The sequence below is a fragment of the Microcoleus sp. A2-C3 genome, from assembly GCF_036706065.1.
GTDB lineage: Bacteria > Cyanobacteriota > Cyanobacteriia > Cyanobacteriales > Microcoleaceae > Microcoleus.
On the sequence record NZ_JAUBVX010000020.1, the window covers coordinates 82986 to 101221 of the forward strand.

Annotated in this window: 28 protein-coding genes; 13 read left to right on the top strand and 15 right to left on the bottom strand. The window is 45.5% G+C overall.

Going from position 1 to position 18236, the window contains the following annotated elements:
- Positions 1-3: 3 nt before the first annotated feature.
- Positions 4-216 (bottom strand): helix-turn-helix domain-containing protein, encoded by a 213-nt coding sequence (locus QUB66_RS13365; protein ID WP_106149042.1) that lies wholly within the window; start codon positions 214-216, stop codon positions 4-6.
- A 194-nt stretch (positions 217-410) separates the two neighbouring features.
- Between QUB66_RS13365 and QUB66_RS13370 the strand changes: the two genes are divergently transcribed.
- The 9 genes from QUB66_RS13370 (at position 411) to QUB66_RS13410 (ending at position 6562) form a co-directional block, all read left to right on the top strand.
- Complete coding sequence (locus QUB66_RS13370) at positions 411-854, top strand: hypothetical protein (protein ID WP_332968012.1); 444 nt, start codon at positions 411-413, stop codon at positions 852-854.
- A 90-nt stretch (positions 855-944) separates the two neighbouring features.
- Positions 945-1214 (top strand): hypothetical protein, encoded by a 270-nt coding sequence (locus tag QUB66_RS13375; protein ID WP_265233927.1) that lies wholly within the window; start codon positions 945-947, stop codon positions 1212-1214.
- Between the two features lie 108 nt (positions 1215-1322).
- Positions 1323-1904, top strand: a complete 582-nt coding sequence (locus QUB66_RS13380) for a Uma2 family endonuclease (protein ID WP_265233928.1) — start codon at positions 1323-1325, stop codon at positions 1902-1904.
- Between the two features lie 149 nt (positions 1905-2053).
- On the top strand, positions 2054-3226 hold the full coding sequence (locus QUB66_RS13385) for a YcjF family protein (RefSeq protein WP_332968010.1): 1173 nt from the start codon (positions 2054-2056) through the stop codon (positions 3224-3226).
- 118 nt (positions 3227-3344) lie between these two features.
- Positions 3345-3890: a Uma2 family endonuclease gene (locus QUB66_RS13390; RefSeq protein ID WP_265233931.1), complete on the top strand. Its 546-nt coding sequence runs from the start codon at positions 3345-3347 to the stop codon at positions 3888-3890.
- A gap of 393 nt (positions 3891-4283) precedes the next feature.
- Positions 4284-4601, top strand: a complete 318-nt coding sequence (locus QUB66_RS13395; RefSeq protein ID WP_265233932.1) for a 2Fe-2S iron-sulfur cluster-binding protein — start codon at positions 4284-4286, stop codon at positions 4599-4601.
- 65 nt (positions 4602-4666) lie between these two features.
- Positions 4667-4858, top strand: a complete 192-nt coding sequence (locus tag QUB66_RS13400) for a hypothetical protein (protein ID WP_265234023.1) — start codon at positions 4667-4669, stop codon at positions 4856-4858.
- A complete protein-coding gene (locus QUB66_RS13405) occupies positions 4855-5937 on the top strand; it encodes a DUF3326 domain-containing protein (RefSeq protein WP_265233933.1) in 1083 nt (360 codons plus the stop codon). The genes QUB66_RS13400 and QUB66_RS13405 overlap by 4 nt, the downstream gene beginning before the upstream one ends.
- A gap of 31 nt (positions 5938-5968) precedes the next feature.
- The gene (locus tag QUB66_RS13410; protein WP_265233934.1) at positions 5969-6562 is read left to right on the top strand and encodes a CPBP family intramembrane glutamic endopeptidase; all 594 of its coding nucleotides are present in this window, start codon (positions 5969-5971) and stop codon (positions 6560-6562) included.
- A gap of 152 nt (positions 6563-6714) precedes the next feature.
- On the opposite strand, the gene QUB66_RS13415 is transcribed toward QUB66_RS13410, so the two are convergent.
- The 9 genes from QUB66_RS13415 to radA all read right to left on the bottom strand — a co-directional run bounded on the left by QUB66_RS13415 (position 6715) and on the right by radA (position 11293).
- Positions 6715-7119, bottom strand: coding sequence for a TIGR02588 family protein (locus tag QUB66_RS13415; protein ID WP_265233935.1), 405 nt, complete (start codon positions 7117-7119; stop codon positions 6715-6717).
- A complete protein-coding gene (locus QUB66_RS13420; RefSeq protein WP_265233936.1) occupies positions 7116-7970 on the bottom strand; it encodes a TIGR02587 family membrane protein in 855 nt (284 codons plus the stop codon). The genes QUB66_RS13415 and QUB66_RS13420 overlap by 4 nt, the downstream gene beginning before the upstream one ends.
- 56 nt (positions 7971-8026) lie before the next feature.
- Positions 8027-8152 carry a hypothetical protein gene (locus tag QUB66_RS29745; protein WP_442923215.1) on the bottom strand — a complete coding sequence of 42 codons (126 nt, stop codon included), beginning with the start codon at positions 8150-8152 and terminating at the stop codon, positions 8027-8029.
- Between the two features lie 207 nt (positions 8153-8359).
- Positions 8360-8581, bottom strand: a complete 222-nt coding sequence (locus QUB66_RS13425) for a hypothetical protein (protein WP_332968005.1) — start codon at positions 8579-8581, stop codon at positions 8360-8362.
- Positions 8582-8622: 41 nt separating this feature from the next.
- Positions 8623-8862, bottom strand: coding sequence for a DUF2283 domain-containing protein (locus QUB66_RS13430; protein ID WP_332968003.1), 240 nt, complete (start codon positions 8860-8862; stop codon positions 8623-8625).
- Positions 8863-8875: 13 nt separating this feature from the next.
- The gene (locus QUB66_RS13435; RefSeq protein ID WP_332968001.1) at positions 8876-9037 is read right to left on the bottom strand and encodes a type II toxin-antitoxin system HicB family antitoxin; all 162 of its coding nucleotides are present in this window, start codon (positions 9035-9037) and stop codon (positions 8876-8878) included.
- A gap of 31 nt (positions 9038-9068) precedes the next feature.
- The gene (locus QUB66_RS13440) at positions 9069-9455 is read right to left on the bottom strand and encodes a type II toxin-antitoxin system VapC family toxin (RefSeq protein WP_332967999.1); all 387 of its coding nucleotides are present in this window, start codon (positions 9453-9455) and stop codon (positions 9069-9071) included.
- Positions 9452-9715 carry a type II toxin-antitoxin system Phd/YefM family antitoxin gene (locus QUB66_RS13445; RefSeq protein WP_265233942.1) on the bottom strand — a complete coding sequence of 88 codons (264 nt, stop codon included), beginning with the start codon at positions 9713-9715 and terminating at the stop codon, positions 9452-9454. Before QUB66_RS13445 ends, QUB66_RS13440 begins: the two co-directional genes overlap by 4 nt.
- A gap of 12 nt (positions 9716-9727) precedes the next feature.
- Complete coding sequence (gene radA, locus QUB66_RS13450) at positions 9728-11293, bottom strand: DNA repair protein RadA (protein WP_265233943.1); 1566 nt, start codon at positions 11291-11293, stop codon at positions 9728-9730.
- Between the two features lie 168 nt (positions 11294-11461).
- Here radA and rpaB point away from each other — a divergent pair, with 168 nt between their 5' ends.
- Positions 11462-12193, top strand: coding sequence for a response regulator transcription factor RpaB (gene rpaB, locus QUB66_RS13455; protein ID WP_265233944.1), 732 nt, complete (start codon positions 11462-11464; stop codon positions 12191-12193).
- Between the two features lie 244 nt (positions 12194-12437).
- Positions 12438-13079 (top strand): cofactor assembly of complex C subunit B, encoded by a 642-nt coding sequence (locus QUB66_RS13460; RefSeq protein WP_332967997.1) that lies wholly within the window; start codon positions 12438-12440, stop codon positions 13077-13079.
- Positions 13080-13241: 162 nt separating this feature from the next.
- On the opposite strand, the gene asnS is transcribed toward QUB66_RS13460, so the two are convergent.
- Both asnS and QUB66_RS13470 read right to left on the bottom strand, forming a co-directional pair.
- Positions 13242-14633, bottom strand: a complete 1392-nt coding sequence (gene asnS, locus QUB66_RS13465; protein WP_332967996.1) for an asparagine--tRNA ligase — start codon at positions 14631-14633, stop codon at positions 13242-13244.
- Between the two features lie 94 nt (positions 14634-14727).
- Positions 14728-15093 (bottom strand): DUF2203 domain-containing protein, encoded by a 366-nt coding sequence (locus tag QUB66_RS13470; RefSeq protein WP_332967995.1) that lies wholly within the window; start codon positions 15091-15093, stop codon positions 14728-14730.
- A 115-nt stretch (positions 15094-15208) separates the two neighbouring features.
- On the opposite strand from QUB66_RS13470, the gene QUB66_RS13475 reads away from it, so the two are divergent.
- Positions 15209-15484: a DUF6439 family protein gene (locus QUB66_RS13475; protein WP_332967994.1), complete on the top strand. Its 276-nt coding sequence runs from the start codon at positions 15209-15211 to the stop codon at positions 15482-15484.
- Between the two features lie 240 nt (positions 15485-15724).
- Here the strand turns inward: QUB66_RS13475 and QUB66_RS13480 are convergent, their stop codons facing one another.
- Both QUB66_RS13480 and QUB66_RS13485 read right to left on the bottom strand, forming a co-directional pair.
- Positions 15725-16204, bottom strand: a complete 480-nt coding sequence (locus QUB66_RS13480) for an ATP-binding protein (protein WP_265233949.1) — start codon at positions 16202-16204, stop codon at positions 15725-15727.
- 195 nt (positions 16205-16399) lie between these two features.
- Complete coding sequence (locus QUB66_RS13485; RefSeq protein WP_332967991.1) at positions 16400-16729, bottom strand: hypothetical protein; 330 nt, start codon at positions 16727-16729, stop codon at positions 16400-16402.
- Positions 16730-16900: 171 nt separating this feature from the next.
- Between QUB66_RS13485 and QUB66_RS13490 the strand changes: the two genes are divergently transcribed.
- Positions 16901-17794 (top strand): alpha/beta fold hydrolase, encoded by an 894-nt coding sequence (locus QUB66_RS13490; RefSeq protein WP_332967990.1) that lies wholly within the window; start codon positions 16901-16903, stop codon positions 17792-17794.
- Positions 17795-17924: 130 nt separating this feature from the next.
- On the opposite strand, the gene QUB66_RS13495 is transcribed toward QUB66_RS13490, so the two are convergent.
- Positions 17925-18062: a hypothetical protein gene (locus QUB66_RS13495; RefSeq protein ID WP_265233952.1), complete on the bottom strand. Its 138-nt coding sequence runs from the start codon at positions 18060-18062 to the stop codon at positions 17925-17927.
- Between the last annotated feature and the right edge of the window lie 174 nt (positions 18063-18236).

Genomic DNA, 18236 nt, shown 5'->3' on the forward strand with positions numbered 1-18236 from the left:
CGGCTATTCCTGCACAATTTCCACCAAATCTTCAATCATCACATCAAAGGTGCGAGCCAATTTGTGTATGGAAATGAAGTCAATAGTTGACACCCCCGGACAGCGGGCGTAGTGTCTGACGGTGCTGTAGATGACTCCCGATCGCTCTGAAACCTCTTTTAGCGTCCAGCCTTTCTCAGCAGCGAATTCTCTGACTTTTAATCTAACTAAACCCATACTTGACAACTGATGGTGTACCATCATAAGATGGTTTTATCGTAAAAAGCGATCGTCCTTACGCCTGGAAAACTAAAGGGCGATCGCCTGTTCAAATCAAATTCTTGCTTTCACAGAGGTCAACTACCCGCTTTCCGAGAGTTCAAACACCCGTAAACGACACGTCAACTACTCATCTAAAACAATTACAGACTATGTTAGCAAACTTTTCGCGAAAATCAACCCCCGTTCATCCCTTGAGCCGATTTGCGACTAAAGAGGCGATCGCGCGTCTCCTCAAAATCAAGGTAGAACAAATATATCGCATCGAGCGGTGGCGGCACATCCTTTACGTACACGCCCAAGGCATGAGTCGCTTTGTCAGCTACGCCGACTTACCGCCAATTTTGGGAGTAGAATCGCCCAAAGGTTTAGATTTTGGTTACTGGAAGCGGCGGATGATGAGCAAAAAAGAGAGAAATGCACCGGATTTTTGGGTGGATTTCTATGCACAGAAATTTCATCAAGCTGTTTCGGTTCCAGAATTGTTCGACTGGGGGCGATTGGTGGGAGTCATTAAATTTATGTTGCCTAAAAGATCAGTAGAGTCGCTGCGAAATATTTATGCACAGGAAAAATATGTGCTGGAACATTTCTAATTTGTAGCACAACATTTCAGAAAGGGCGATCGCTAAAATATAATTGGACTACCTAAAATATCGCTAGAAAACAAGCCGAGGAAAAAAACAATGACAACGGAACGCTGGACAGACGAAATGATGGATGATTTGGCTGCCACTGTAGATCGAACGACTCTGAATATCGAACAAACTAATCGCAATGTCGATATGCTGGTAGGCGCTGTCAATGCTCTTTTAGAAAGAGACAGTCAACGGGATGAAGAAATCCGGCGGCGGAATGAGGATTTTCAACAGTACAAATTAGAAAACGACCAGAGATTTAATACTTTGCTCGAAGAAGTCAGATTTTTAATCAGAAAACTGGGAGATAATCAATGAGAGATACTTTGTAGGGTTCGCACAGCACACCTTACCGATCATCCCAACAATTCTCACCGCATCAGTCATAATAGAATTAGCGAACTATCCAAAATTGAGGAAAAATCTATGGTGGCCACAACCAGCGAATTACCTAAAATTGATGAAACACCTGCGATCGCACCCATTGTACGAGATAATCTTACCATAGAAAATTTCATGGCTAATCCGCCAGACAACATGGAATGGGTGGACAGACAAGTCGTAGAGAAAAATGACATGACACTGAAAACTGGTCGAATTCAATCCAAGCTAAGTCGTTGTTGGGGAAATTACAAAGATTCTAGTGGCCAAGGAGGAGAAGTTTATACCGAAGCACCTTGCCGCACAAACCAACAAATTCGCCGCCCCGATGTAGCTTATCTCACACCCGAATTAGCCGCACAATTCGGCGATGTTCCAACTTTACCGCAGAGTTTCCCTTTACTTGCCGAAATAGTTTCGCCCACAGATATTGCTGAAAATGTATTTCTCAAAGCACAAGAATATTTGGCATCTAGCTGTCAAGAAGTCTGGATAGTTTTGCCTGACAGTCATTTAGTATTTGTGGTCAATTATAATCAAATATTGGGATTTCGAGCCGGCGAAACAGTTAGAACTCAACAAATTCTCGCAGATTTTAGCATTGCCGTTGATGAATTGTTAGCTTAAAATATTAAATTATACCAAATAGGGCTAAATTACTACCTTTACTCTTTTAGTCCGCGAAGGCGGACTTCGTTTGTATAGCCCCGAATTCTATTCGGCGGGCATTATTGATACACACATACTGACTAATCCCATTATCGGAGCGAACCGCCATGTCAGACGACTTTTCCCTAGACGACCTTTTAAACAAAAGTTACGATGCTTTCAAAGACGCTGAAAATCAAGTGGGACAGTGCAATGTTTTAGTCATCGGGAAAACTGGAGTTGGCAAAAGTACCCTGATCAATTCGGTTTTTCGCCAGCGCTTAGCAGAAACCGGAGTGGGCCGCCCCGTAACTCAAGGAATCCGCCAATATACAAAACCAAGTTGTCCGATTACAGTCTACGATACTCCCGGACTCGAACTCAATGCCGAACAAATTAAAGTTATTCAGCTCAACGTTGCTAAACTAATTGAAGACCAAAGACTCCTGCATCCAAAAGAACACATTCACGTAATCTGGTACTGCATCAATCACAGTGCTAATAGAATAGAATCTGTGGAGGAAAGCTGGCTAAAAGAAATGGAAGTCAAAGATGTACCTGTGATTTTAGTGCTGACTCAGACTACCTCTAAAAAGCCTAGCGAGTTTTTCAAGCAACTAGAACACATGAATTTGCCAGTCAGTCAAATCATCCCTGTGATGGCTGAACCGGAAGAAATTGATGAGGATTATACAGTAAAATCTCACGGTTTAGATAAGTTGGTAGATGCAACTTTTCAATTGCTGCCGGAAGTCGCTAAAAAAGCTTTTGTTAAAGAACAAATTGCTAATGTTGCGCTCAAATCTGACATGGCGTTTAAGTATGTAACTGGTTATGTTGCCGGTTCTGCGATTGTTGGTGCGACTCCTGTACCATTTGCTGATGCGCCGATTTTGATGGCGATGCAAACGGCAATGATTGCTAATATTACTGTGATTTTTGGAATGCCCTTTGATAAGGGGTTTGTTTCGGCGATGCTGTCTGCGATTAGCGGTGCTGGCGGGGTTACTGCTGTTGGTAGAAGTATTGTTACTAATTTGATTAAAATGATTCCGGGTGCTGGTACTATTGTTGGCGGTGCTATCTCCGGTGCAACGGCGGCAACTCTCACGCTTGCTCTCGGTTTGGCTTACATTGAGGTGCTGAAAGCTTATATGAAAGCTCAGATTAATGGGGAACAACTTTCTTTGCAGCAGTTGACAAAGATGTTTGTGGATTTGTACAAGGATTATGCAACTTCGGGGCGTAAAACTTTGAAGGATGACAAACCTAAGCCACCGAATCAAATTAATATTGAGTAGATTGGTTATAGGGCCTAGGGCATAGGGCATTGGTTAGTTTCAATTACCAATTACCAATTACCAATTACCTATTACCAAAGAATGATATAATATCAGTGAATTCTGCAAAAGGGAGTAAATGGCTATGGTAATGACAGCCGTTTTATCAGAAAATGTTTCTCTAGAAGACTTCATCGCTAATCCCCCCGACGATATGGAATGGGTGGACGGGCAAATATCGGAGAAAAATGGTATGACAGTAAAACACAGTCGAATCCAATCTAGACTAGATTTTTCTTGGAGAAGTTACAAGATATCTAGCGGACAAGGTGGCGAAGTTTATACGGAAGTTCCTTGTCGCACTGACAGGCGAGTGCGTCGCCCTGATGTTGCTTATTTGACTGCTGAACTTGTTGCTGAATATGGCGATGTTCCTACTTTTCCTCAAAGTCCGCTGTTAATTGCGGAAATTGTTTCTCCTACTGATGTTGCGGAAGATGTTTTTCTGAAAGCACAAGAGTATTTAGATTCTGGTTGTTTGGAAGTTTGGATTGTTTTTCCAGAAAGTCGCTGGATATTGATTATGACTCAATCTCAAAAGTTAACTTTTAACTGGGATTCTACAATCAGCACTCAGCTAGTATTGCCGGGTTTTAGTGTTGCTGTTGATGAGTTGTTGGGTTGATGGCAAATATTAGTTATACCATTTATAAAAAGTCTTGCTACAAAATAATAGTTGGGCGGAGTGAAACAGAGGATTATTTGTACGGGCCCGAAGTGCAAGGTGCGTCGCGGTGAGATTGTCGATATAATTTAGGGATTTTTCATGGCGACGCACCCTACCACTAGGTAATTAGGTTCTGCGTCTAGGACTGAATTTGTGAGAAAATGCTTGACAAAATGCCGTAGGTTGCGGGGCAGGACGCGATCGCCCATTCAGCCAATTAATGAAAATTATTAGCAATAAATAATGTAGTTGTCAACTTGCACAGAATCACCAACAGCGGTAAAATACTGATTGCTTTGTTTGTAAATCTACCCTAGATTCCAATTGGGAATTAAAACCAATAATCGAAATATGTCTCAAACTTACACCGTTGAATTACTTCACCAAGGCAGCACCTATAGCGTAGAAGTGCCGGAAGATCAACCAATTTTGCAAACTGCGATCGCCGCTGGGATTGATTTGCCGAACTCTTGCAATTCGGGGGTTTGTACTACTTGCGCTGCTAAAGTTATTGAGGGTCAAGTTAAGCAAGTTGATTGCATGGGCGTTAGTCCCGAACTTCAGGCCGAAGGTTATGTGTTACTGTGCGTTTCTTTTCCCCGATCGCACTTGAAGATAGAAACCGAAAAAGAAGACATTGTGTACGATCGCCAGTTCGGTAAATCCTAGGACTAAGCTAAAATTTACTTAAGTACCGAAGTACCGATCGCGGTAAAACCACTATGGATCACAAGATGACCACCCATTTCATTTCCGCAGAAGTTGACCTCCGCGACACCGCCGAAGAATTGCACTCAGCCATTGAAACTGAACTGCAAAAGCACGGCGAACCCCTGCGCTGGGCAGTCACAGACGTGGATATCGATCGGCAAAAGGCTGTGGTAGAAGGTTACGTGCTCGTGGAAGCATCCCCCGCAACAGCGTGAAGCCCCGCCCTTTAACAGTGGTTTTGATAGTCCCCACAGGCGTTGGAGCCTCGATTGGGGGCTTTGCAGGCGATGCGCTGCCCGTTGCTAGGGCGATCGCCCAAATTTCCGATACGCTGATTACTCACCCCAACGTCCTCAACGGTGCTCAACTTTATTGGCCAATACCTAACGCCCTCTACGTCGAAGGTTACGCCCTTGACAAATTTGCAGCCGGATGCTGGGGCCTGCAACCGGTACATCAAAATCGCATTGGCTTAATCATGGATTGTGCGATCGAACCGGAGTTACAATTGCGCCACTTGCAAGCCGTTGATGCTGCTAGAGCCACATTAGGTTTGAACATAACTGATTGTATTTTGACCGATCGCCCTTTGCAAGTAGAATTACGTACTTCAGAATCCGGGGCATCCTGGGGGACGATCGGCAATCCCGACAGTTTACTACGCGCCGCCGAAAAATTGATCCGACAAGCAAAAGTCCAGGCGATCGCAGTTGTAGCCAGATTTCCCGAAGATGAAGGCAGCCTCGCCCTCGAAAACTACCGCCACGGCAAAGGAGTTGACCCCCTCGCCGGCGCGGAAGCTGTGATCAGTCACCTGATTGTTAGAACATTTAAAATCCCCTGTGCTCACGCTCCGGCTTTGTTGCCACTACCCCTCGATCCGCACCTGTCCCCGCGATCGGCTGCCGAGGAAATCGGTTATACTTTCTTACCTTGCGTGCTCGCGGGCCTCAGCAAAGCTCCCCAGTTTACAACGCAGAAAGCCCAGGAAGACAGCCAATTATCAATTACTGCCGATCGAGTCGATGCGGTGGTGATACCCGCCACAGCGTGCGGTGGCAGTGCTATTCTGAGTTTAAGCGGGCGATCGACAGTACAAATCATCGCTGTGGGTGACAACAAAACCCAGATGCGGGCTACTCCAGAAAAACTCGGAATCAAAGCTTTGCAGGTAAACTCATATTTAGAGGCGATCGGCGTATTGGTCGCTTTACGAGCCGGCATCAGTCCAGCTTCCTTGGGTGCAGACATCTCCTCCCTGCGGTGTTTGTCTGACTCTACTAAACAAATCTAAAACCTAAAACCTAAAATATAAAATAGATTAAGTGTCAGAAAAAATTCCCGAAAATCCCGAAATTGAACCGTTGACGCGCACTCAAGTTTTAGTAGCAATGGGCGTGACAGCAATTATGTTGCTGGCGGTAGCTAAATTGTGGTTGATATTTGGATCGGTATCGCTTTTGCCCGTCAAATTGATCGTAATGGATTTGCTCACAGGATGTGCGATCGGACTGGCGATTACAGGCGGTAGTGCGATCGTTTATCGCCTTTGGCCAGGTTATCGCCGGAGTGCTGACATTTACTTAGAAGTAGTCCTCAAACCCCTATTTTGGCCCGATTTAATTTGGCTGGGATTGCTGCCGGGACTTAGCGAAGAATTGCTATTTCGAGGTGTAATGCTGTCTGCTTTGGGATTGAATCTTACTGGTTTAGTTTTATCGAGTTTTTCCTTCGGCATTCTGCACTTGGGAGGAATGGATCAGTGGCCTTATGCTGTTTGGGCGACGGCTGTCGGATTGCTGTTGGGTTACAGTGTTTTAGCTACGGGGAATTTGTTGGTGCCAATTACGGCTCATATCTGCACGAATTTGATTTCTAGCTGTGTTTGGAAGTGGGAACACAGTATGGTGAAGCGGTAGATCAAGTGGCGATTGGTTTGATCGTTCGGACTTTAGTCCTTATAATTAGAGGACTAAAGTCCGAACGATCGAACCTTTTTTATTGCGGGTAATTTATGGGACATGACATCAATTGACTTTTGAGCTGCTCAAACCGCCGAATCCGATCTTTGTTAAGGCAGTTGATAACTGCTCGATCGCACAATCAATTCACCTTGGCTGGGGTTGCGGCTGAAAATAAAAGCTCCTTCTTGAGTTTCGCCACTTGACAAAAAATTAACTTGCTGGTCTCCCGATTCTAAGACTTCGCCGTTGACGCGCAGTTCAGCTATAACTTGCACTGATTCGACCGTTTCGCCGCCCGTGTTAGTAACCGTAAACGGCACGTAAAATTGCCCTTGGGTTTCGCGAATTGGCGCGTTGCGAGTCACAGAAATTACTGGAGGTTCCTGTTTTTTAGTCGCCCAGTTATAGAGTACGAGTCCGGTGAGGGAAGACAGGATCGAACAGGCGATCGCAAATGTCACCCATTCAGCAAGAGTTCTTTTTTGTGGCTGTTCCTTCTTACTTTCACTCATACTGCTAACCTACCCGCCGCGCCACCAATTGTCGCCGGCAATCCCAATACTAACGTATAGCCCAACCAAACCGACCACGGATCGTCAAAACTGAGTTTGTGGAAGAAAAATAGCATAAATGCAGAAGCAGCCAGCGATACTAAATACGCCATCACAGTCTCGCTGAGGGGACTCTGAAAAATTCCTTGCTGCTGCTGGCGTTTTGCTTGATAAGTAAAGTCGGCTGCAAATACAATACCGTAGGAAATTAGCAGCGAAACGGCGATAATTGCTAATTGCCAAGGCGGCGAAATAGCGGCGGCTAGCATGGGAATTTCGTCAGTTGGGGCGATGTTGAAAGCAATGATCATCGCGCCGATTAAAGTAGCGCCGATATCTGCTAAAGTGGGATTAATCATCGGTTCGCTGTCGCTGTCTGAGCTTTCATAGCGATCGCCGCTCAAGAAACCGCTTGCCAGGGCCACTCCCAAGGAAAACGGCAAACCTTCAAAGACGATTTTACCCAAAGTTTCTTGCAGCGGAGTCTCCAGCGTAATTTCCCTGAGCAAAAACAGGATAAAAGCCGCGCAGACAATGCCAATCGCGATCGCTTCTACGGTATCGATTGCAGCGTCTGGCCAGCGGATGTTCTTAGTTTTGCGAAAACCTTCGGTGCGAGTCAGCAATAAAACGACGAGAAAAGTAGTTACAATGGCGATCGACATTTGTGCTGGTTTAGTAGAGGAACCGATCCACCAAACCTCCATCGTATAAAGCAGCGGAATCCCGAACAAAAATCCGCCCGATGCACCTCGAATGATGTCGTGTAGTTCATTTGACCACTGATTTTTGCGTCTTTTTGACTTGTTCATGTTTTAGTGAAAACGCGCCTCAAAAAATTGGAAAATCAACTATTTTTAAAACATTATCAAATAGAATACCAGATTTGTTGTATTTTTTCTCTAACTTGCGTCCAGTCGCTAGCGGTTAAAATTCCCAATCGACGATTGACCAAACGCTTTTCTATTGTGTTCACCTTATGCAGCCGAACCACTGACAACCGCAGCAAACCTGCCTGTTAGTATTCTACAATCTCAACATCACAAACAGTCCTACTTATTTGACTTGTCACTCGTGCAACAACAATATCTTCATCTCCTGTATCCAAAAGTACCAGCACTGGACGGAGTTTGGATGTTGTTACATCAGCAAAAGGTAGTGCTAGTAAGAGAACTTCTCCTGATTGATAATTTGGCATATTTCAAATATTGTCATAGATAGCATCTTCCTCGCTGTAGCCCGCCAATAATTGCTCAGCAGCAAGACGATGCCAAGCTGTATTTTCCTCTTCTGTGTCAGTTGGTTCTTGCACCAGAACAATAACTCTGACTTCTTGGTTAGCTGCCAAGTCTTTTAAGATGGTATCGGGAAATTCGATTTTCCCTTCATCTGTGACTTTTGCTGGAAACTCGTAGGCTTTCATGATTGTTTTAATCAGTATTTTACATAAATTTATGAAAGCAGTTATAGTGCAAGCTGAATTTCGGCTGATTCTCCCAAAGCTTCATTAAAAAAAATTAGTTTTCCTTGACTATCTGCACCTAATAGTTGATTGGCATTGAGTAATTCAATTCCATAAATAGTACCGTCGGGGGCAATGTCCACATTCATTTGATCGCTAACCTGGATAGTTTCTACCTGTGCATTTTTTTCTTTCAGGTATATATAAGCTACGTTGTATCTCGGAGCGTAAGTTAGTTTCACGGAAACTTCCTGCTCATTTGCCAAATATCTCGATGTAGCAGCGAATAGCTGACTTGACATCAGCTAAGGCTTCCTCATAGGTGTCACCTTCACCAACTACGGCTCCTTTGATGCCAAGGGGATAGGCTACATAACCGTCGGGATGTTTTTCAATGATGATTCTAAAATGTTTCATCTTTCCCTCTTTATTTTTATACTAACTTAATTCACCACAGACGTGCGATCGCATAAGCATCAAAAATAACATCAACGCTCAAAACGGGTATCTGTTCCGCCATAGATTGGGCAATTATCAGCCTGTCAAATGGATCGCGGTGATGCAAAGGCAGTGAAGCCATAACCTCAATGTGATCGAAACTTATTTCCAGTATCTCAATTCTATTAACTGCGATCTGCTGCTTGACAAACTCCATAAAAGGCATACTAAAATTTAGCCTGCCTATGCTGTGCTTAATCGCCATTTCCCAGACGCTAGCTGTACTGAGGAGAATATTGTTATCTCCTTTGTTAATTAGCGATCGCCATGTTATACTCAGCCTTGAACTGTTTGTCCTGTACCAAATAAAGGCATGAGTGTCCAACAACAGCCTCATTCCATGTACTCCTTAAACTCTTCTAGCGGTTCATCAAAATCATCGGACATCCAAACCATTCCTTTAGCACTTCCTGGTTGTCGATCGGGTTTAGCTTGTTTGGGTATCCCTACCAATTTTACAACAGGCTGGTTATCTTGAGTAATCTCAACTTCTTCGCCTCTCATCGCCGCTTCGATTAATTCCAGAAGCTTTTCTTTTGCCTCAACAACATCTACTTGATACATAACTCGTGCCTCATTACTATCAATTTCCAACATCACTATTCTAACTCAATACGATAAATCCTCTTCCTCCAAATCAACAGCCTGCACTTCCAGATCATCAGAATCATCAGACTCCAACTGAGTCGGTGTAGCCGGAATCGCTGCAATTATTGCATCAATTACCTTCCCCACTGGAATAATTTCTATCCCTAATTCTGGTACGGATTGATTCTTAGGAATAATCGCCCTTTTGAAACCCAATTTCGCCGCCTCCCTCAGTCGTAACTCTAATTGGGAGACTGGCCGCACCTGTCCTCCCAAACCAACTTCTCCGAGCAAAACTGTGCGCGCATCAATTACCCGATCGCGAAAACTGGCCACAATTGCGATCGCAACTGCCAAATCCGACGCCGGTTCCTCCACCTTCAGCCCGCCCACCGACGCCAAAATCACATCTAACTTAGATAAAGGAATGCCCACCCTTTTCTCCAAAACAGCTAAAATTTGCTGCAATCTACCATTATCCACACCCGTAGTAGTGCGACGCGGCGCACCAAAACTCGCAGGGCTGACTAACGCCTGAATCTCCACTAAAATTGGTCTAGTTCCCTCACAAGCAACCGTTGTCGAAGTACCAGGCGAAAATTCATCTTTATTGCCCAAAAACAACTCCGACGGATTATCTACTTCTCGCAAACCGTTTGCTACCATTTCAAAAACACCGATTTCATGAGTAGCGCCAAAACGGTTTTTCATCGATCGCAAAAGCCGATGAGAAGCAAAGCGATCGCCCTCAAAATAAAGTACAGTATCTACTAAATGTTCTAAAACCCGTGGGCCCGCCAAAGATCCATCCTTAGTAACATGACCAACCAGAAATAAAGTAATATTTTCCCTTTTCGCAACCTGCATCAAAGCAGACGTACATTCCCGCACCTGAGCCACAGAACCAGGAGCCGATGTTAATTTAGCAAAATAAATAGTTTGAATGCTATCAATCACTGCCACATTCGGTTTCAGCGCTTCCAACTCCCGCAAAACAACGTCTAAATCCGTCTCTGGAAGCAAATAGAAATTCTCCGCTGAATTGTCCTCACAATCGGTTTTAGCTTCCCCATTACTATCAGATTTCTGTCCATCGTTGCTTGACAAATTAACCGGATTAGCCACGCCCAAACGTTGCGATCGCAATTTCACTTGCTGGCCAGACTCCTCCGCACTAACATAGAGTATTCTATCCTTGCGAGCCAACATATTCGCCATCTGCAATAGCAGCGTCGATTTCCCGATTCCCGGTTCCCCACCAATCAACACCAGCGAGCCCGGAACAATCCCACCTCCCAAAACTCGATCGAGTTCCCCGTAACCAGAAGGCCAGCGAGACTGAGTTTGGTCGGAAATCTGCGATAATCTAAAAGATACTTTCGGCTGACCCTTCGACTTATCAGGAGGCGAACCGTGCAGTCCCTTAGTTGTCACCCCAGTCAAACCAGCCCGCGACCCACCCGAACTATGTGGTTCTAACTGCTCGTCAAAACAATCCCACTTATGACAGCTAGGGCATCTGCCAAAATATTGTGGTGAATCATACCCGCATTCCCGGCAAATATATTGTATTCGAGGTTTAGGCATTGTTTACAGATATGATAAATAGTCAACCTTAACATTTTAAAAAGTCGGAGTTAAAGCAATTATCAAGCTTTCAGACCGATCGCCACAGACCAATGAGTTTGTGTCTTCTATGATAGGGTAAAAAAAAATAACATTATCTGAAATGTAACTTAAGGAGTGCTCGGTAAATTGGAAAACCATAAAGAAAAAATTCTGGTAGTCGATGACGAAGCCAGTATCCGGCGCATTCTGGAGACTCGCCTTTCCATGATTGGCTACGATGTCGTCACCGCTGCTGACGGCGAAGAAGCTCTCGAAACATTTCGCAACACCGAACCCGACTTAGTAGTTTTGGACGTGATGATGCCAAAGCTCGACGGTTACGGTGTTTGTCAGGAGTTGCGCAAAGAATCAGACGTGCCCATCATCATGCTAACCGCTTTGGGAGACGTAGCCGATCGCATCACCGGTTTAGAATTGGGCGCCGACGATTACGTCGTCAAACCTTTCTCACCCAAAGAACTAGAAGCCCGCATCCGTTCGGTACTACGGAGGGTTGACAAAAACGGCTCTTCGGGGATTCCCAGTTCTGGAGTCATCCACGTCACCAACATTAGGATTGACACCAACAAGCGCCAAGTTTACAAAGGCGACGAACGAATTCGGCTCACGGGCATGGAATTCAGCTTGTTAGAACTGCTTGTCAGCCGTTCTGGAGAGCCTTTTTCGCGATCAGAAATTTTGCAGGAAGTCTGGGGATACACGCCCGAACGCCACGTAGACACCCGCGTTGTGGACGTTCACATCTCCCGGCTGAGGGCAAAGTTGGAAGACGACCCCAGCAATCCTGAATTAATTCTCACCGCCCGCGGCACCGGCTATCTATTCCAGCGAATTGTCGAAATTGGGGAAGTCGGGTAAAGTCATCAGTCAGTAGTCAGTAGTCAGTAGTCAGTAGTCAGTAGTCAGTAGTCAGTAGTCAAATTACCAACTAGCAATGACCAATGACCAATGACCAAGGACTAATGACTAATGACCAATGACTAATGACCAATGACTAATGACTAATGACTAATGACCAATGCCCAATGCCCAATGCCCTATGCCCAATGCCCAATGCCCTATGCCCTATGCCCTATGCCCTATGCCCTATGCCCAATGACTAATGACAAAATCTGACCCAAATAAAGTTTTGCGGCAATTGCCCTTAGTGGCGGGAGGGTTAGCAGGTACGCTGCTGATGGTCAACCGCTTACTCACAGAGCAAGTTACAGACTCTCAAGCTCGATCGGACGTTTTGGGAGTAATTATCAGCGCCCTGCTGATTTTAACAGGTTTGTTGTGGCAACAGGTGCAAGCGCGATCGCCCGATTCAGTACAGCTTATCGGCTCTGAAGGCTTCGAGTTTGCGCCAGATTTACCAGAGGCCGTCAAGCTAGAATTAGCCTGGGCCTCACGTTTGCTCTTGACAAATACAGCCACAAGGGCGATCGTCATGGTATATCAAGGAAAAGTCCTCTTGCGCCGGGGCATCTTAGGCACCAATCCCGAAGTCAATCCAGGGCCAATATTGCAGCGAGTGCTCGACAAAAACAAACCAGTTTATTTAGTAAATCTCAATATTTATCCAGGGCGAATCGAATTCGACTATTTGCCAGAAAATACCCAAGGAGTGATCTGTCAGCCGATCGGCAGCCAAGGCGTGTTAATCTTAGGTGCTAACGCGCCCCGCAGCTACACCAAACAAGATGAAAATTGGGTTGAAGGCATTGCGGAAAAACTAGAACATACTCTCGGTCAATTTTAGATTTTAGATTTTAGCTCCTAGCGTACTGCTAGACGCACCTTCGGCTAGAGGCATTTAAATTGGATATTCGGGGCGGGATATCCTGCCCACCCCACAAGAATTTGATTATTTCTTGACACACAATTTAAAAGCAGAACAGCTTACGAACCAGACCAGAATCAACTAAAAATCAATAGTCAAAGGAGCTCTCGGAAACGGAATTACATCGCGAATATTTCCCATTCCCGTTATAAACTGCACCAACCGTTCAAACCCCAAACCAAAGCCAGCATGAGGCACAGTACCGTAGCGACGCAAATCCAAATACCACCACAACTCCTCCTTATTCATCCCTTGAGCTTCCATGCGCCGCTCCAACACATCCAGCCGTTCTTCCCGCTGGGAACCGCCGATAATTTCCCCAATATTCGGAGCCAAAACATCCATTGCTCGCACGGTTTTTTCGTCTTCATTTAAACGCATATAAAATGCTTTAATCCCGACTGGATAATCGCTGACAATCGTCGGTTTTTTAAACAAATCCTCAGCCAAATAGCGCTCGTGTTCCGACTGCAAATCCAAGCCCCAGCTTACCGGGAAGTCAAACTTTTTGTCAGCTTTTTCCAAAAGTGCGATCGCCTCCGTGTAAGTAATCCGCTCAAACTGATTGTTAATAATATTTTCAGCAGTCGCCAAAACCGTTTTGTCAATCCGCTCGTTAAAAAATTCCATATCCTCCGGGCAATGCTCCAAAACGTACTTAAAAATGTACTTTAAAAAAGCTTCAGCCAAATCCATATCACCCTGCAAATCGCAGAAAGCCATCTCCGGTTCAATCATCCAAAACTCAGCCAAATGCCGCGAAGTATTAGAATTTTCTGCTCGAAAAGTCGGGCCAAAAGTGTAAACATTGCCGAAAGCCATCGCCATAACTTCCGCTTCCAACTGGCCGCTAACTGTTAAATAAGCGCGCTTTCCAAAAAAGTCTTTAGAATAATCAACTTCTTGCGAATCTGTGCGCGGCACATTCTTCAAATCAAAGTTGGTAACGGCGAACATTTCCCCCGCACCTTCACAATCACTAGCAGCAAGAATCGGAGTGTGAACCCATAAAAAACCACGTTCTTGAAAAAATTGGTGTACCGCCGCCGAACAAGCATTGCGGACTCTAAATACAGCGCCGTGGGTGTTTGTACGCGGCCGCAAATGGGCGATTGTCCGCAAAAATTCCAAGGAATGCCGCTTTTTTTGCAACGGATAAGTTTGCGGGTCTGCTTCGCCGTAAACTTGTACTTGTGAGGCTTTCAACTCAATTCGTTGTCCCTTCGCAGGAGACGCTACCAGGACTCCCGAAACTTCTAAAGATGCACCTGTATTGATTTGTTTGAGTATATTTTCAAAATTTGGCAAATCGGCATTGATAACTACTTGCAAATTAGCCATCGCCGAACCATCGTTGACTTCGACAAAAGCAAATTCTTTCAATTCGCGCTTAGTACGAACCCAGCCTTGAACTGTTACAGTTTGATCGGGTTCACCGCCCCGCAAAATTGCTGCAATTCGTTGATTAGTCATATCCACTCCCGTTTATTTAATATTATTTTGCACTATATCTCTGTTTGCTCTTCCTCTGCGCCCTCTGCGCCCTCTGCGGTAAAAAAATCAAAAACTATCCCGCATAGGATTTCAACATCCAACCCAGCAAAATGCCGAGTCCCCCAAAGCGAACAGCTTGCCAAAAAGGTTGTTTTATGCTTGCCCAAGAAAACAGACTGCTTTCTAAATTTAACTCGATCGTTTCCAATTCTTGCTCAATTTCCCGCAATTCCTTCTTGAGTTGCGGTAGGGGATTTTGGCGCAGAGAGTGGCGCACATCTTCCCGCAGGTGGCCGAGTTCGGCTTGGCGCTGTCGATCGCACTGAATCTGAGTGTAACGCTCTTTGACCGCCGCGAGCGATCGCTCCACCGCTTCTAGCGCCTGTACAAACTCGTTTTCTGGCTCTTGGTGATTTAACTCTGACGGCTGTTGAGGCATTTCGATCTGTAAACCTGACAATACTTAAAAAAAACAGATTCCCAATTAACTTGTTATTATATGCAGTATATTTTTTCAATTGAGAAACCGCAGCCAAATAGCTATAATTCCACCTATGCTTGAAACTACACAAACCACCCAAACTGTCAACCTCAACGAGTTCAGTACAGTAGAACTGGCTCAAGCCCTAGCAGCCCGCCTCGCCATTTCCGAAAAAGATTGGCATCGCCTCAAAGCTAACCGTTCCGCGCGGGCCGGAGAGCAAGCTGCGGCCGCTTTGGTCTTTTTGCTGAAAAATCAGCCCGAAGAAGCTCTCCCGCGCTTAAACCAAGCAGCAGGATGGCTGGATCGATCGATCTCCGCACCTCCGTGCCCCACTCACGGCAAATAATTTTGAGTATTGAGCTAAATATTTGATTAGTGTCCCAAAACTCAAACAATCGCGCCGCTCGATCGAGCAGCGCGATTGCGAGCCAAAAAAGATTTATACTTTTTTCACTCAAAACTCACATTTTGCATTATCATCTACTATCAATAGCCAGATTTTCAAAATTTTCCATGCCCGGTTCAGCGGGGAAATGAAAAAATTTGCAGGTCTAGCTGAGCTGAAAAATGATGCCAAATATCAGTTCTAGCGCAAGCGAGGCAGTCGGTAACGAGTGGGAATCTCTTTGCACAGCCGTAACTCTGTACCTTGAGAATTCCAGTCTACCCGATCGAATAGTTGGTAAAGAATAAACAGTCCCCTACCACATTCCTGTTCAACATGGGGGAGTGCAGAGTTGTCTGCAAAATCACTATCGCAATTATCGGTATCAAGGTCGCAACCGCAAGGGGCCTTAAAGCCACAACCTTCATCCGATATCACCCACCAATATTCGTTTTGGACGATCGAAAAACGGACTCCAACAGTTTTACTGGGGTCTAACTTATTTCCATGCTTAGCAGCATTTACCAATGCTTCTTGAAGCCCCAACCGTAATTCCGCTTGCCAGTAAGCTGGAACCTCTGCTAGGAGCAGATCCAAAATAGGACAAAGGTAGAGGGTAGAAGCGAAGCTAATCGTAATCCAATTGCGTCCGACGACCGGACGGGCTGAAATAGCAATCACTCAGAAAACTCCCTAACTTTCAGGTGGATAAACTTCACACCCTGCATAGTTGGCTCCCTAGTATTCAAAATGCTAATTAATTGAGCGGCGCAGCTCTACTTCTATCTTAGAGTATTAAAGCCGTTAATCAAAGCAAAGAACGTCACAAAATATTCTGCGATTCTCAGAAACTTTTGCCGAGAACCACCAGTAATTTTACTGATAACTTCTACCCGCAGCCAGATTTTTGATGTCGGCTTTTGCCACGGCAGCGAAGCTGTGCTCGCTGCATCCCCAGCCGTCAACACCTATCTTACCAAACGATCCCCACCTTGAAAAGATCGGAAAACCCTCCAAAAAAGTCGATCCCTTGACTCCTTGCCAATGGGTATCGGCTGTCGCAACCCCAGATGAGGCCCGATCGCCCAGAACTTCTACTTGTCCCCAAATATCACAATTGTCATACCTAGGTATGTTGCAGCCGAAACCAGATATATTTCCTAAATGCCGATCGCGGCACTGATTCCTTACTACTGCGACTCTCATTAAACGCAATATTCGTTACAAAACTTATTGCGCCTGAGTAGGCGATCGCACTCGCCCAACTCGCCAAAATTGACGTATCCCTTGCTGGCTAAACCCCAGGCTGTTGGCAAAACTTGATAAATCTGAACGTCGCGATACAATAGTTAAAGTAAATACTTATTTCTTTACATCATGCAAACAACCCCAGCCATCACCGCAGCCCCTATCGCTGGTACATACTGGCAATGGCGGGGCCATTCAGTGTACTATGTGCGATCTAGCGATCGACATCCAGAACGCCCTCCACTGCTGTTAATTCACGGTTTTGGAGCATCCACAGACCACTGGCGCAAAAATATCAGCGGGCTGAGCAAAGAATTTGAAGTGTGGGCGATCGACCTGATCGGATTTGGGCGATCGGCAAAACCCGAAATCGAGTACAGCGGCGAGCTCTGGCGCGACCAACTCCACGACTTCATCACCAACATCATCGGCCGGCCCGCCGTATTAGCCGGCAACTCCCTCGGAGGCTACGCCGCCTTGTGTGTCGCAGCAGGGCGTCCCGAATCAGCCGCCGGACTGATCTTAATCAATAGCGCCGGCCCCTTCACCGAAACTCAGCCCGCACCCGAAGCCCCGCCCTTGCAAAAAGCCATATCTGCGGTAGCTAAAACCTTATTTCAGCAAGATTGGGCAAGTTTTCTGCTGTTCCAATACGTGCGCCAGCGATCGACTATTCGGAAAACCCTACAAAAAGTTTATCTCGACCAAAGTGCCGTCACAGACCAATTAGTAGAGGAAATTTACCAACCATCCTGCGATTCCGGTGCACCGAAAGTATTCGCCTCTGTATTCCGAACACCCCAAGGCGAAAAAAATGACGTATTGCTGAGTCAATTAACCTGCGGGTTGCTAATGCTGTGGGGAGAGGGCGATCCGTGGATGAATTCCACCAACAGAAGCGCCAAATTCCGCCAACATTATCCCCAGTTGACCGAACACTTTATCAAAGCTGGTCACTGTCCCCACGACGAAGTACCAGAACAGATCAATGAACTGATTCGTGGATGGATAATTGACCAATAGTCGATCGGCATCAACTCTGTTAATCCCGTTAATCTGCCGATCGAACTCCTCAAATCCAAAAACAAGGCAACCTATTGGGGTTGCCTTGTTTGTTGCATGAAAAATGCAATTTGTCAATAGGAAAAAGCTACTATTTTTTCCGTTTAGCGTTATCTAACCGTCTGCGATCGCGCCACTCAATCGCCGTCAAATACGCGACGCCGCCAGTCACGGTAATCAGCAGCACAAACGCTACCAAAACCAGAAAATTAGCAATAGAAAATTCCACAACCCCTCCTGCAAACTTAGACTTTATATTATGCGCGATCGCACAACCGCAATCAAATGAGTTGGGAGTGAAGAATGCAAGTCCTCGCTACAAACCTGTTGACACTCCCCAGCTATCAAGGCGAGGGGATTCTTTGTTCACAGAGCCGACTTGCTGAGGCAGGATTTCTCCAAC